This window comes from Ruegeria arenilitoris, from assembly GCF_013030265.1.
GTDB classification, from domain to species: Bacteria; Pseudomonadota; Alphaproteobacteria; order Rhodobacterales; family Rhodobacteraceae; genus Ruegeria; species Ruegeria arenilitoris_E.
On record NZ_WPZQ01000008.1, the window covers coordinates 104,191 to 118,212 of the forward strand.

Consider the following 14,022-nt stretch of genomic DNA (forward strand, 5'->3'; position numbering starts at 1 on the left):
GTAAGCGCTGCAGGGTTGTCATTTAGTGCTGAGAAGCTTCCAGCGCTTGTTGGATATCAGCCAGAAGATCCCCAGCATCTTCCAGACCAATCGAAAGACGGATCAGACCGGGTGTGATCCCCAGTTCGTCTTTCTGCTCATCACTCAGCCGCTGATGCGTGGTTGTGGCAGGATGCGTCGCGATTGATTTGGCATCCCCCAGGTTGTTCGAAATCACCGGAATGTTCATCGCATTCAGGAACGCAAAGGCCGCAGATTTTCCGCCCTTGATATCCAGCGACAAAACCGTGCCGCCCTTACCGCCCAACTGCGACTGGACCAGAGCATTTTGCGCATGCGTCTTGAGCCCCGGGTACAGGGTACGCTCCAGCGCGGGATGGCCTTCCAATGCTTCGGCGATCTGCTGCGCGGTCTCAGCCTGGGCGTTGACACGCAATGCGATGGTTTCCAGCCCCTTGAGCATGATCCATGCATTAAACGGGCTCAGCGCGCCACCTGTATGCTTCAGATACGGCTCAACAGTTCCGCGGATAAACTCCTTAGTTCCGATAATGACACCGCCCAGCGCTCGTCCCTGACCATCAATATGCTTGGTTGCGGAATAAACCACCACATCTGCGCCCTGCTCAATCGCGCGGGAGAACACGGGCGTCGAGAATACATTGTCCACAACAACTGTTGCACCAACCGCATGCGCCAACTTGGATACGGCTGCGATATCAATCACTTCCAAAGTGGGGTTCGACATCGACTCGAAGAAAACAGCTTTGGTATCCGGACGAATGGCTGCCTGCCACTGCTCAAGATCAGTGCCATCTACAAAGGTGACCTCAACCCCATAGCGGGCCAGGATGTTTTCGAGAATATAAAGGCAAGAACCGAACAAGGCCTTGGCCGAAACAACATGATCGCCCGCCTTCAGCATGGAAGTCAGTGCACCATTGACCGCCGCCATACCAGATGCCGTGGCGAACGCATCCTCTCCGCCTTCCAGCGCGGCAATGCGTTGTTCGAACATTGAAACAGTGGGGTTGCCGTAACGGGCATAGATGAACTCGTCCGGGCCACATTCCAGAAACCGTGCCTCGGCCTGTTCAGCATTGTCGTAGACAAAACCCTGCGTCAGGAAAATCGCCTCGCTCACCTCGTTGTACTGGCTGCGGCGAACGCCTCCATGGACGGCTTGGGTGCGTTTGTTCCAGTTCTCGCTCATCTCATTCCTTTCAGCCTCCGGCAGAGGCAAACAAAAAACCCCAGACGCGGCCAAGCGAAAGGGGTCTTTCATCCTGACCTTTTAGCGGTGTTGTTTAGCGTGGCCCGCAATCCGGTAACAAATCGCCACGAAGCTTCTGCGACGCAAATACGCCGGGCGTCCTTAGCAGTCAAGCCCGGCCGCAACCCTGTCACGCTTTCGTAACTCCCCCTTGCCGATTGCAGAGAAAACCGCATGATCCTTTCAATCTGAGGAGACACCATGATCGATCTGTATTTCTGGCCCACGCCGAATGGCTGGAAAGTATCCATCGCATTGGAAGAGATGGAGCTTGCCTACACCACGCATCTGATCAACATCGGCAAGGGCGATCAGTTCGACCCCGACTTTCTTAAAATCGCACCAAACAACCGAATGCCCGCCATTGTTGATCCGGATGGCCCTGACGGGGCACCGGTTTCGGTGTTCGAAAGCGGCGCAATTCTGATGTATCTCGCCCGCAAGACAGGGCGTTTTTACGGCAAGACCGAACGCGACCGCATCGCGGTCGAGGAATGGCTGATGTGGCAGATGGGCGGCGTTGGCCCGATGGCCGGTCAGGCACATCATTTTCTGAAATACGCACCTCAGCTGGATCCGCCACAGGACCTGCCCTACCCCAAAGACCGCTACCGTTCCGAGGTTGCCCGACTCTATGGGGTGCTGGATCGCCGACTGGCCGAAAACGAATATGTCGCCGGAGATTTCTATTCGATTGCCGACATGTCGATCTGGGGCTGGGCCAGCCTTTGGGAGGGCCAGCAGCAGGTGCTAGAGGACAAACCGCATTTCACCCGCTGGCTGGAAACAGTAAGCGCCCGCCCCGGAGTACAGGCCGGCCGTGCACTCCACGCCGATCTGCGTGGCGATCATCGGGACAAACAATCGCAGGGGGTTTTGTTCAAGCGATAGATCATTCCGTGCGTCACGACCTCTCAGCACGCCCGCATCAGGGAACTGTAGGGGTTGCCGGATCACGGCGATGTCTCACCAATGTTGCCTGATCCTTGATGATCTGCGTTAAAATGTGCCTGACCTCAGCGTTTTACCGTCAGGAGCACCAGATGACCGGCCCCATTGAACCCAGAATCGACAGTGTCTCGGTTCCGCTCCCAAAAGACGCGGACCTTCCTTCAGAAGTGCTGCAGCGGCTGGAAAAACTGCCACCGCTGAACAATCTGAGAATGTTCGCGAATGTTCCCCAGTGTTTCGAACACATCACTGATCTGATTAACGCGCTTTTCAATCAGGGAACCATAGACCCAACGCTGCGCGAATACATGTATCTGCGTATCGCCATAAAATACGGCCTTTATTACGAATACCGCCATAACCTCGGCTTTGCGAGGCAGCTTGGAATGAGCAAGGTTGAAATCGACGCCCTGCATGTGGACGGGAAGGTTGATGGGCTTGATGAGATAGGCAACCTCGTATGTGCTGCGGCCGAGGAAATCACCGAAAACCTTAGAACCAGGGATGAAACGCTGCGCGCGCTGCTCGCGCATTTCGGCCGTGAGCAAACCAGCGAGATCATCTTGCTGGTGTCATGGTTCAACCTGCTGATCCGATACGTAGAGGCCACGCGGGTTCCCTGCGAGCAGGACATGGAAAATCTGACGTCGGGCGGGGGACCGTTGCGACTGGATTAGTTGCTGCAGATCGGTGTTCGCGCCACACCCCTTTGTACCAGAAGGTCCAGCCTGTCTGAGATATTCCCAATCTCTTCCGCGACCACATGGGGTACTAACTGCGCCTGCTGCATCTGACCCGTAGTATTCATAGGCCATTCAAAGATCTCTGTGCGACGGCGTTACGTACACTTCAAATAGAAACAAACTGGTTGGTCAGCAGACCCGCGCGACCCGACTTGTCATGCGTTGATACCGCGTGAACCCAGCGATCAGCATATGAACAAAGGCAAATATGCATCAATAAAGTCCACTCGCGGCATGCCGAGTCGCAAATGAGGCTGGAAAGACCTAAATGCCTTCACTAAGGAAGAATGCGACAAGCGAAAGAGGAAGACGCACGCAATGGCAAAGATCACCTATGTCGAGCATGGCGGTACCGAACATACAGTCGACGTCGCCAACGGCCTGACCGTTATGGAAGGTGCCCGTGACAATAACATCCCCGGCATCGAGGCCGATTGCGGCGGCGCCTGCGCGTGCTCGACCTGCCATGTCTACATCCACCCCGACTGGGTCGAAAAAATCCCGGCCAAGGACGACATGGAAGAAGACATGCTGGACTTTGCCTATGAGCCCGACCCGGCCCGCTCGCGCCTGACCTGCCAGATCAAGGTCACTGACGCGCTGGACGGCCTCGTCGTACAGATGCCTGAAAAGCAGATCTGATGCATTCCAAAGTGCCGCGCCTGCCCGTACACCTGAGGCTACGGCAGGTCCGCGGCGCTTTATTGGTGTTTTATCTGTGTCTGGCGGGGGCGAGCTTCGCCACCGCCGCTGACACCATAACCTCAATAACCTCAGCCCGTTTTATCGAGCCAACTACACGCTATGCGCACGCGGTTCTAGGCGACGACATCGAGTATGGCGCGCTTGAAATCACGGTGACAAATTCAGCACCACAAGGGCTCTTGATCCAGCCAGTCTACAAACGCTCGGTTATAACCATAAAATTGCCGCTTGATCGCGTCTTCGAAGACCTCGAACCGCGCATCGCTGATGTGAACTTTGATGGCTTAGCTGAGGTTATCGTCGTCGAATCCAGCGTCCACACTGGCGCACAACTTGCAGTCTATGACTCATACGGGAATAAGATCGCCGCCACCCCCCATATCGGCACCCGGTTCCGCTGGCTTGCTCCGATCGGGGCCGCCGACTTGGACGGGGATGGTCATGTTGAGATTGCCTATATAGACCGCCCGCACCTGGCCAAAACCCTTCGCATCTGGCGCTACGCTGACGGTGATCTGCATGAGGTCACGTCCCTGACGGGTCTCACCAATCACCGCATTGGCGAAGACTTCATCACCGGCGGTTTGCGAAACTGTGATGCGGGGCCAGAGCTTGTCGTTGTCGACTCCGACTGGCGCAACATCGTCGGTGTCCGCTTCGACAAGGGTTGGGTGCAGAGAACCCTCGCACCATTTTCATCCTCGGCCATGAAGCAGGTCCTGAGCTGTTCGTCAGGGCGCTGAAGCAACCCGCAATAGCGGATTGCTAAGCCCAAGGCCCTTGATCTTGCATCTTTGATGCAAGGTCAGGGCGCGGGAGCGCTCAGATCAGAGAGCTCGCCAACCGATATCGCGACGGAAGAACCCTTGTGGCCAGTCAATCCCATCGACCATCGCATAAGCCCGATCCCGCGCTTCCTGCAGGGTATCTCCACGCGCTGTAACGTTCAGAACGCGCCCGCCAGAGGCCAGAATCTGGCCCTCGGCAGATTTCGTTCCGGCGTGGAACACCATGTTGCTGCTGTCTTCAGGCATTGCATCCAGACCGTTGATAACGGTCCCTTTTTCGTATGAGCCCGGGTATCCCTTTGCCGCCACCACGATCGTCATGGCATGGTCGTCTGCCCAATTCACCTGTGTCTCGCTCAGACGACCTTCCGCAGCAGCCTGCATCAGGTCCATCACCTGCGCCCCCAGACGCATCATAAGGACCTGGCATTCCGGATCCCCAAAGCGGACATTGTATTCTACCAGTTTCGGCTGTCCGTCTTTGATCATCAGCCCTGCGTACAGGACGCCCTGAAACGGTGTTCCACGACGTTTCATTTCTGCGATGGTCGGACGCACGATCTGATCCATTGCTTTGGCTTCGATCTCAGCGCTCAGAACAGGCGCAGGGGAATAGGCACCCATTCCACCAGTATTCAAACCGGTGTCGCCTTCTCCAACGCGCTTGTGGTCCTGCGCTGTACCGATCGACAGGATATCCTCGCCGTCACACAAAACGAATAGTGAGGCCTCTTCACCCTCCATGAATTCCTCGATGACAACCTCGGCACCAGCGCCTCCGAAAGCGCCGCCAAACATGTCATCAATGGCGTCCACTGCAGTTTGTTCATCCATGGCGACGATCACGCCTTTGCCGGCGGCAAGACCATCCGCCTTGACCACAATCGGTGCGCCCTGCTCGCGAATATAGGCCTTTGCCGGCTCGGCTTCGGTGAAGCGCGCATAAGCTGCAGTCGGGGCACCTGATGCGTCACAAATTTCCTTGGTGAAACTTTTCGAGGCCTCCAGCCGTGCTGCTTCTGCCGAGGGGCCAAAGACCAGCACGCCCGCTTCGCGCAGCCGGTCGGCGACGCCTGTTGCCAGCGGGGCCTCGGGGCCGACAATCACGAAATCAATCGCATTTTCTTCAGCAAAGCTAACGACCGCTCCGCCGTTTTCGATATCCAGCGCCGCGCAGTCCGCGATCTGAGCTATTCCGGCATTTCCCGGTGCCACGATAAGACGGTCACATTTGGGGTTCTGCATCACCGCCCAGGCCAGACTGTGCTCGCGTCCGCCGCTGCCGAGAATGAGGATATTCATTGGGGTCGTCTCCGATCTGCTTGGCCTCGCCTGCGCGGCGTTCTAAGCTGGGAGGGCTGACGAAACAAGGCGCTGAAATGTCCGACCTGCTTGATGACCCCATTCCGGGTCAAAACACCCCTGAATATACCGTCTCGGAAATCTCGGGCGAAGTAAAAAAGACCCTCGAAGGTTCGTTTGGGCGAATCCGTGTACGCGGCGAGGTCGGCCGCGTGTTCAAAGCCCGGTCCGGGCATCTGTACTACGACGTCAAAGATGACCGCAGCGTTCTGGCCTGCACCACATGGAAAGGCCAGATTGCCGGACTGTCAGTTGTTCCCGAAGAGGGGCTTGAGGTTGTCGTCACCGGTCGCCTCACCGCCTTTGGCGCACAGTCGAAATACAACCTCAACGTCGACGAGGTTGCCGTCGCCGGACAGGGCGCGCTGATGGCTCTGCTGGAAAAACGCAAGAAACAGCTGGAGGCCGAAGGCCTGTTCGCGCCCGAGCGTAAGAAACAACTGCCATACCTTCCCCAGATCATCGGTGTGGTGACTTCACCTTCAGGCGCGGTGATCCGCGACATCCTGCATCGCCTGCGGGACCGTTTCCCGCGAAAAGTTCTGATCTGGCCGGTCGCTGTTCAGGGTGCCAACTGTGCCCCCGAAGTTGCGCGAGCTATCGAGGGGTTCAACAAACTCACACCCGGGGGCGCCCTGCCCCGTCCCGATCTGATCATCGTTGCCCGTGGCGGCGGTTCGATCGAAGACCTATGGGGTTTCAACGAAGAAGTCGTGGCCCGGGCGACAGCCACCTCAGAAATCCCGCTCATTTCGGCTGTGGGGCATGAGACGGATACGACGCTGATCGACTTTGTCTCCGACCGCCGCGCACCTACCCCAACCGCAGCGGCGGAACTGGCGGTTCCTGTCCGCATGGAATTGCTGGCATGGACCGGAGAACAGGGCGCACGCCTGTCCCGCGCGGCAACTGACGCTGTTCAACGCCGGTCACAGCGCCTGCGTGACCTGTCGCGTGCGTTGCCAAGAGCAGAAACGCTGCTGGACACGCCCCGGCAACGGCTTGATCAGGTTTCGGAGCGTTTACCGAATGCCCTGATACGCGGGGTACAAAACCGCCGCGTCAAACTACTGGATACATCCGCACACCTGCGCCCTTCGACCCTACGCGGATTGGTCGAAACGCGCCGCGACCGCTGGCATAACCTGTCTTCCCGCCTCTCATTGCGCCCGATCCAGCGAGAGCTTGAGACCCGGCGAGACTCTCTGAACCGGCTGACAGAGAGGTTGAATACGGCACAGGCAACGCGGCTGGATCGGTTGCGCCAGCAACTCGACGCGACAGACCGCCTGCGGGAAACGCTCAGCTACAAGGCAACGCTGGACCGTGGATATGCGGTCGTACGGGCCGAGGGTGATGTCGTCACGACCAAGTCTCAGGCATCGAAACATGCGGTACTGGAAATCGAGTTTGCCGATGGTCGTCTCAAAACCGGCGGGGCAACAAAATCCCCCTCGAAGAAGGCCAAACCAGACGCACCTGATCAGGGTTCCTTATTTTGATGTTTGCCGACGATCCGGGCCAGATACACCTTTCATGGCCCGGATCTGTCACATGCCACCCGATGTTATCGCTCAGACGCCGACGTCGGGCCCATAGCAGACCATCTCTTCGCCTATGTCATCGGCTTCGTACAGCTCTGTCGCATTCGGATCGCCTTCGAACTGAGCGATCAGGCCGCCCCCCGACTTGGTAAACACCCAGCATTGCGGGTCCAGCCGGTCTTCGTAGACAAAGCAAATCTGTTCCTCGCGCTCGTACCAGACACCTTCCTTGCAGTCGCCGTCCAGAAATGACCAGATCACCCTGCGGTTTGGCAAATACCGCTCCACCCCATAGGTCACGCCATCGAACCCATAAAACAGAGTTTTTCCCTGCGTATAGGCATCGAACTCGGCCCCGGACAGTGGCGCTTGCGCAGAGACTGCCTGCGCGGAAAAAGTCAGAAGAATCACGAAACGCTTGAGCATGTCCGCATACTGTCAGAAGCGATCCGCATGTGCCATTCACCCTTTACCGATCTTCAGGTTTATCAAGGTAACTCCACGTCACTATTGAGTAATTTTTATCTTCGGGGCGACACTGAGAGATAAACCCAAGAAAGACACGTTCCGGGGGCAAGACATGACAATGATCCTGATTTTGGTGGCGGCTCTATGCGCATTGGCCTACCTGCCGATGACCGTGCAACCTGCCAGCAGTTTGCGAACCTTGCTAAAAACCGCATCTGTTGCGGTGCTCGCGCTTCTTGCCCTGCTGAGCGCGGCCCCATGGTTGCTAATCCTTGCGTTGGCGCTTTGTGCGATTGGTGACGCCCTGCTGTCGCGAGAAACCGATGATACGTTCATGGCAGGTATCGGAGCGTTTGCAGCAGGCCATCTGGCCTATATCGCCCTGTTTTTGACCCACCCGGCCAGCAATGCAGAGTTGATTTTCGACCACCCTGCGATTTTCTGGTCGCTGATCATCCTTGGCATCATCATGGCCACCTTGCTAACACCGCGTGCCGGAGATCTGAAAATCCCGGTTCTGGCCTATATCCCGATCATACTGGGGATGGGCGTGACAGTACTGGCACTGCCTGAATCCGGTGCTTTGCGATGGGCGCTGCCCGCCGCCCTGGCCTTCATCGCCTCAGATCTGATCCTCGCGACCGAGAAATTCCTACTGCCCAAAGATCACCCGGCCCTGAAGCTGACACCCTATCTGGTGTGGCCGCTCTATTGGGGGGCGCAAGCAGGCTTTTACTTTGCCTTCTCGTGACCCTTTGCAACTGGCGTAAATCCGCATTAGGTGAGGGTAACACCTGCGGAGACCCAGAATGGCGTTTTTTTCCAAGCTCAAGGACCGGCTTTTTAAATCTTCATCCCGCCTCGAACAGGGGCTGGAGGCCATTGTAGAAGATGGCGGCGAGGAATCCCCAACGCCCGATCCAATAATTCCGGAGCCCGAGCCGGAACCACAACCCGTTCCGGAAGTGCCCGAGCCAGCCCCCGCGCCGCAACCGGTCGAGACGCCCTCGCCTCAGCCGGTTGACCCGACACCTGCTCCTCCTCCCCCGGAAGTACCCGAGGCAACCCAGTCCAAAGGTATTTTAGGCCGCCTGTTCAACCGCGATGATCGTCCCGTGGTCCGTCGTACGCTGGACGATGACATGCTGGAACAGCTTGAGGAGTTGCTGATTGCATCGGACATGGGCGTGGACACAGCCTTGCGCGTCACCGCCAACATGGCCGAGGGGCGTTATGGCCGTAAACTCTCGACCGATGAGATCAAACAGCTGCTGGCTCAGGAAGTGGCCCGCGTGATGGAACCGGTGGCAAAGCCATTGCCCATCTACCCCAAGCGCCCACAGGTTGTTTTGGTCGTCGGTGTCAACGGGTCTGGTAAAACCACAACCATCGGCAAACTCGCCAGTCAGTTCAAATCGGCTGGCAAGAAGGTCGTAATCGCGGCTGGCGATACCTTCCGTGCCGCAGCGGTCGAACAATTGCAGGTCTGGGGCGATCGCGCCGGTGTTCCCGTTCTGACGGCACCGGAAGGCTCTGATCCTGCGTCGCTGGCCTTTGATGCGCTGACCAAAGCGCAGGAAGAAGGGGCTGACCTGCTGATGATCGACACTGCAGGCCGCCTGCAAAACAGGGCCGATCTGATGGAGGAACTGGCCAAGATCGTCCGCGTCATCCGTAAAAAGGATGAAACTGCGCCTCATAACACGTTGCTGGTTCTAGACGCGACAACCGGTCAGAACGCGCTGAGTCAGGTCGAAACCTTCCGCAATCTCGCCGATGTATCGGGACTGGTGATGACCAAACTGGACGGGACGGCCAAAGGTGGTGTCCTTGTCGCGCTGGCGGATAAATTCGGCCTGCCGATCCATGCAATTGGCGTTGGTGAACAGATCGATGATCTTGCCCCATTTGATCCGGAAGAATTCGCCGCTGCGCTGACAGGTCTCGAAACACGCTAAATTCTCAGCATCATTGACATTTCGAAGGGTGCAGAGGCACATCGCCTCCACCCCTCTTTCCTGCGAAAGGCCATATTGTGAGCGAATGGCTCATTTCACTTGAGGGGACTGAGACAGGCCACAGACTGGCCCTTGGCCTTGCCCTTATGGCTGCCTTTCTGCACGCGGTGTTCGGTGCGCTGCAAAAGGGGCGGCACGATCCGTGGCTTTCGCGCGGTGCAATCGACGCATCATATTGTTTGATGGCCGCACCCTTCGCCTTTTTTGTGGTCCCATGGCCCGAGCCCTACATGTGGCCTATTTTTGCGACCGTCTGGCTGATCCACATCTTCTACAAAACCCTTCAGGCTATGGCCTACACCAAGGGTTCATACACGGTGGTCTACCCCGTCGTTCGCGGCACTGGCCCCTTGTTTACTGTCATCGGAGCCTATTTGCTGTTTGGAGAGATCTTCTCGGGCATTCAATGGCTCGGGGTGGCGGTCCTGCTGTCAGGGATCTTCGGACTGGCAGCCTATAACTTCCGTTTTCTCGAAACCAATCGCGAAACACTTGGGATTGCGCTCGCGCTGGCCCTCGCAACCGGTCTGTTTGTGGCGCTTTACACCACCTATGACGCATACGGAATCCGCGCCACTGCCGATCCGTTCACCTTTCTGGCATGGTTCTTCATGATCGACGGGGCAACAATGCCGATCTATGCCTTCCTCAGATGGCGCGCCATGATCAATCGCCCTGCTATCGGTCCTTTGATGTTGCGGGGGCTTGTAGGCGGGATCATCGCCCCCATGTCATTCGGAGCGATTATGCTGGCGACACGGCTCGACAAGGTGGGTGAAGCGGCGGTGTTACGTGAGACATCCACTGTGTTTGCGGCCTTGATTGGTTGGCTTGCACTCAAGGAAACAGTGGGACCACGGCGCATCGCGCTCATGGCATTGATTGCATTGGGCGCCGTAATAGTTGAAATGGGCGGATAAGCAGCAGGACGGAATCATGACTGGCAAGAAAGAGATCAACCCGTTTCTCAAACAGGTGCTGGAGCTGGGACCGCCGCTGGCCTTTTTCTTCATCTACCTGCGCCTGCGGGACGACAGCTTTCTGATCGGCGGTACCGAGTATTCCGGCTTTATCGTCGCGACCATCATATTCGTTCCTCTGATGCTGGCGGCGATGGGAATACTTTGGTTCTTGACCGGCAAGCTCAGCCGGATGCAGATCTTCACCGCTTTCATGGTCATCTTCTTCGGAGGTCTAACCGCGTGGTTCAATGACGAGCGTTTCTTCAAGATGAAGACCACGCTGGTTTATGGCTTCTTCTCCCTCATCATGGGCATTGGGCTATTGCAGGGGAAATCCTACCTTGCCTATGTGTTGGATGAGGTGCTGCCCATGCGCGATGAGGGCTGGATGATCCTGACCCGTCGCCTGTGCGCCTGTTTCGCCGTACTGGCCGTTGCAAATGAAGTGGTCTGGCGCACACTTTCAACAGATCTCTGGGTTAAAATCGAAACCTTCGGCTTTCCAATCGCATTAATGGTTTTCCTGATGCTCCAGATCAGCATGTTGCAGAGCTACATGGAAGAACCCGATCGCCCGCAGAAAAAATGACTGCAGTCTCTCAATAAGAAACTTTCTGTGAAAAACTTAGTATTTACGGGATCGAAACGTCAAAAAGCCGAATAAACTCCTTGGCTTGGCGCGAAAGCTGTGTGAGGCTGGTGCCCACCCACCACTCACAACCAGAGAACCGTGCCACCAATGACGGCCTTTCCGAATAGCGGATTTCTTTCTGAAGCTTCCGATGGTCTGCGCGAAATGCTCGCAGCCCAAGCCTCCGAGATCACCCTGGATCAGGGACAAGTGCTTTTTGAGCAAGGGGATGAAGGCGATGCACTTTACGCCCTGATCGAAGGCATGCTCGAAGTTTCATTTTTGGCCATGAGCGGCCGCAAACTCGCGCTTAGTCTGATGCGACCGGGTGAGGTGTTTGGTGAGATCGCCTTATTCGACAATGGCCCTCGCACAGCGACCATTACCGCGGCCGTTCCATCGCGTGTCCTAAGGGTCAGACGCGATGATGTTATGAACCAAATTCGCAAACAGCCCGATCTGGCTGTCGATATGATCCGGTTGGCCGGTCTGCGTATGCGGTGGATGGGTGCACAGCTGAACGAGCAAGTGTTCCTACCGATGCCGATCCGTCTGGCCCGCAAGCTGCTGCATCTGGCCAGTCAGCAGGATTCTCCAAGCGAACGGATTACCCTGTCGCAAAGCGAACTGGCCGAGTTCGTCGGGGCCACACGCGAGGCCGTGTCCAAGACGATCTCGAACTGGAGACGCAGCAACGTGGTCGAGGCATCGCGCGGCGGCCTGGTCATTCAGGACTTCGACGCGCTACGGCAACTGGCTGAATCTGACCTCATCTAACCATATCAGACTCGGTGTGATCCGCTTCACATACAGTGCCTCCAGCTTAGACTAGTTTGACAATGGTTACCGTAGGGGGCCAGCGTATCATCCCCGATATCTGTCCACTGGCCTCTCCCTGTACCAGAGCCATATGCCTCCCCGGCATATGGCTCTTTTATTTTCAGCACCACAGAATCAAAAAAAGGCCGGGGCGATGCCCCGGCCTTGATGTTTCTCAGGCAATCCAGCCTATTCCTGCTGAAGGCTCAGCGCGACAAAGCGCGGATCACCACCGCGACGTACAAGCAGCAGCAACGACTTGCGCCCCGCCTCACGCGCCTCTTCCATACGCGCATCAAGGTCGTCGATCGAAGTCACCTTTTGCTGTCCCGCTTCGGTGATCAGGTCACCGGCACGCAGGCCTTTGGCATATGCCTCAGACGCTTCATCCACATCGGTGACAACCAGGCCCTCTGCCTCGGCATCCAGGCTCAGATCCTCGCGCAATGTGTCTGTCAGAGGCGAAATCGTCAGACCAAGCACATCCGTGTTTTCTTCTGCCGGTGCATCAGATTCTTCCTCGTCCTCACCATTCTCAGCCCGTTCCGCATCTTCGCGGCGGCCGAGCGTCACTAGTACGGTCTGCGTACCACCATCACGGTGCACGACGACACGTACAGACTTGCCAACGGTGGTCTCTCCAACCTGCCGTACAAGGCCACGTGTATCTTTCACCTCGACGCCGTCAAAGCTGAGAATAACATCACCCGCCAGCAGTCCGGCTTCTTTGGCAGGGCCTTCCGGTACATCACTGATCAGTGCACCACCGGGTTCATCCAGCCCCATCGCCTCGGCCATGTCTTCGGTCACATCCTGAATGCGAACCCCCAGCCAACCGCGGCGGGTTTCGCCAAATTCACGCAGCTGGTCCACGACTTTGACAACAACGTTGGACGCCATCGAGAATCCGATCCCGATCGAGCCACCGTTAGGAGACAGAATCGCCGTGTTCACACCGATAACTTCACCATCCATATTGAACAGCGGCCCGCCCGAGTTACCCCGGTTGATCGCAGCGTCAGTCTGGATGTAGTCGTCATACGAACCGCTCAAGGCACGATTACGTGCCGAGACAATCCCCGCAGAGACCGAGAACCCCTGCCCCAGCGGGTTGCCCATCGCAATGACCCAGTCACCCACACGTGCGGTGTCACTGTTGCCAAATTGAACGTATTTGAGCGGGCTTGATGCTTCGACCTTAAGCAACGCAATATCGGTCTTTTCATCTGTCCCGATCACTTTGGCAGGCAGTTCCTTTACGGGCTGACCATCGCCGGGGAAAAACTCGACAAGGATTTCATCCGCTTCAGCAATTACGTGGTTGTTGGTGACAATGTATCCGTCTTCTGAGATCACGAAACCTGAACCGAGGGCATTACTACGACGCGGACGATTTTCATCTTCCCCGCCGCGATCCTGAAACTCGCGAAAAAAATCTTCGAACGGAGAGCCTTCGGGCACGATACCCTGTGGCCCCGTCTGACCCTCGATCAGGGTCGAGGTCGTGATGTTGACCACCGCCGGGCTGATCTTTTCCGCCAATGGCGCAAGGCTCTCACCCCGCGCCTGTGCCGCCGCAGTCTGCGCCAGTACCAGAAGCATTCCGGCAAACAACAGCCACATCAGCCGCATCTTAATAAAAACCTCATCCCGCCGAAGGGAAATACTGCGTGCTTTTGCCTGCACCTGTGGTCTCCTTGTCGATATGCATTATCCAGCCACCCCGTAGGGGTAACCGCGCTTGATATCCAATGTAGT

General features: G+C 56.9%; 15 protein-coding genes and 1 riboswitch. Of the genes, 10 read left to right on the top strand and 5 right to left on the bottom strand.

Annotated features, from left to right (window positions below; genetic code table 11):
• Positions 1-22: 22 nt before the first annotated feature.
• Positions 23-1,213: an O-succinylhomoserine sulfhydrylase gene (gene metZ / locus GOX61_RS15305; RefSeq protein WP_170335114.1), complete on the bottom strand. Its 1,191-nt coding sequence runs from the start codon at positions 1,211-1,213 to the stop codon at positions 23-25.
• 61 nt (positions 1,214-1,274) lie between these two features.
• Positions 1,275-1,352, bottom strand: a riboswitch (SAM riboswitch).
• Between the two features lie 122 nt (positions 1,353-1,474).
• Here metZ and GOX61_RS15310 point away from each other — a divergent pair.
• Together GOX61_RS15310 and GOX61_RS15315 are read left to right on the top strand one after the other, a co-directional pair.
• Positions 1,475-2,164 (top strand): glutathione S-transferase N-terminal domain-containing protein, encoded by a 690-nt coding sequence (locus tag GOX61_RS15310; protein ID WP_170335116.1) that lies wholly within the window; start codon positions 1,475-1,477, stop codon positions 2,162-2,164.
• Between the two features lie 152 nt (positions 2,165-2,316).
• The gene (locus GOX61_RS15315) at positions 2,317-2,901 is read left to right on the top strand and encodes a carboxymuconolactone decarboxylase family protein (RefSeq protein WP_170335118.1); all 585 of its coding nucleotides are present in this window, start codon (positions 2,317-2,319) and stop codon (positions 2,899-2,901) included.
• Here GOX61_RS15315 and GOX61_RS22555 read toward each other — a convergent pair.
• Entirely contained in the window at positions 2,898-3,032 is a 135-nt protein-coding gene (locus GOX61_RS22555) for a hypothetical protein (RefSeq protein WP_302478302.1), read from the bottom strand. The two genes, GOX61_RS15315 and GOX61_RS22555, sit on opposite strands and share 4 nt — an antisense overlap.
• A gap of 253 nt (positions 3,033-3,285) precedes the next feature.
• On the opposite strand from GOX61_RS22555, the gene GOX61_RS15320 reads away from it, so the two are divergent.
• Together GOX61_RS15320 and GOX61_RS15325 are read left to right on the top strand one after the other, a co-directional pair.
• Entirely contained in the window at positions 3,286-3,609 is a 324-nt protein-coding gene (locus GOX61_RS15320; protein ID WP_155151432.1) for a 2Fe-2S iron-sulfur cluster-binding protein, read from the top strand.
• Positions 3,609-4,415: an FG-GAP repeat domain-containing protein gene (locus GOX61_RS15325; RefSeq protein ID WP_254436892.1), complete on the top strand. Its 807-nt coding sequence runs from the start codon at positions 3,609-3,611 to the stop codon at positions 4,413-4,415. The genes GOX61_RS15320 and GOX61_RS15325 overlap by 1 nt, the downstream gene beginning before the upstream one ends.
• 84 nt (positions 4,416-4,499) lie before the next feature.
• On the opposite strand, the gene purD is transcribed toward GOX61_RS15325, so the two are convergent.
• Positions 4,500-5,762, bottom strand: coding sequence for a phosphoribosylamine--glycine ligase (purD, locus tag GOX61_RS15330; protein ID WP_170335120.1), 1,263 nt, complete (start codon positions 5,760-5,762; stop codon positions 4,500-4,502).
• 77 nt (positions 5,763-5,839) lie between these two features.
• Here purD and xseA point away from each other — a divergent pair, with 77 nt between their 5' ends.
• On the top strand, positions 5,840-7,324 hold the full coding sequence (xseA, locus tag GOX61_RS15335; protein ID WP_170335121.1) for an exodeoxyribonuclease VII large subunit: 1,485 nt from the start codon (positions 5,840-5,842) through the stop codon (positions 7,322-7,324).
• Between the two features lie 72 nt (positions 7,325-7,396).
• On the opposite strand, the gene GOX61_RS15340 is transcribed toward xseA, so the two are convergent.
• A complete protein-coding gene (locus GOX61_RS15340; protein ID WP_170335123.1) occupies positions 7,397-7,792 on the bottom strand; it encodes a hypothetical protein in 396 nt (131 codons plus the stop codon).
• Positions 7,793-7,946: 154 nt separating this feature from the next.
• On the opposite strand from GOX61_RS15340, the gene GOX61_RS15345 reads away from it, so the two are divergent.
• From GOX61_RS15345 to GOX61_RS15365, 5 genes are all read left to right on the top strand, one after another.
• On the top strand, positions 7,947-8,585 hold the full coding sequence (locus GOX61_RS15345; protein WP_170335126.1) for a lysoplasmalogenase: 639 nt from the start codon (positions 7,947-7,949) through the stop codon (positions 8,583-8,585).
• Positions 8,586-8,643: 58 nt separating this feature from the next.
• The gene (gene ftsY, locus GOX61_RS15350) at positions 8,644-9,792 is read left to right on the top strand and encodes a signal recognition particle-docking protein FtsY (protein ID WP_170335127.1); all 1,149 of its coding nucleotides are present in this window, start codon (positions 8,644-8,646) and stop codon (positions 9,790-9,792) included.
• A gap of 77 nt (positions 9,793-9,869) precedes the next feature.
• Positions 9,870-10,772 (top strand): EamA family transporter, encoded by a 903-nt coding sequence (locus GOX61_RS15355; RefSeq protein ID WP_170335129.1) that lies wholly within the window; start codon positions 9,870-9,872, stop codon positions 10,770-10,772.
• A gap of 16 nt (positions 10,773-10,788) precedes the next feature.
• Positions 10,789-11,403, top strand: coding sequence for an inner membrane-spanning protein YciB (locus tag GOX61_RS15360; protein WP_155151909.1), 615 nt, complete (start codon positions 10,789-10,791; stop codon positions 11,401-11,403).
• A 150-nt stretch (positions 11,404-11,553) separates the two neighbouring features.
• A complete protein-coding gene (locus tag GOX61_RS15365) occupies positions 11,554-12,222 on the top strand; it encodes a Crp/Fnr family transcriptional regulator (RefSeq protein WP_155151453.1) in 669 nt (222 codons plus the stop codon).
• 231 nt (positions 12,223-12,453) lie between these two features.
• Here the strand turns inward: GOX61_RS15365 and GOX61_RS15370 are convergent, their stop codons facing one another.
• Positions 12,454-13,950, bottom strand: a complete 1,497-nt coding sequence (locus GOX61_RS15370; RefSeq protein ID WP_170335131.1) for a Do family serine endopeptidase — start codon at positions 13,948-13,950, stop codon at positions 12,454-12,456.
• Positions 13,951-14,022 lie beyond the last annotated feature (72 nt).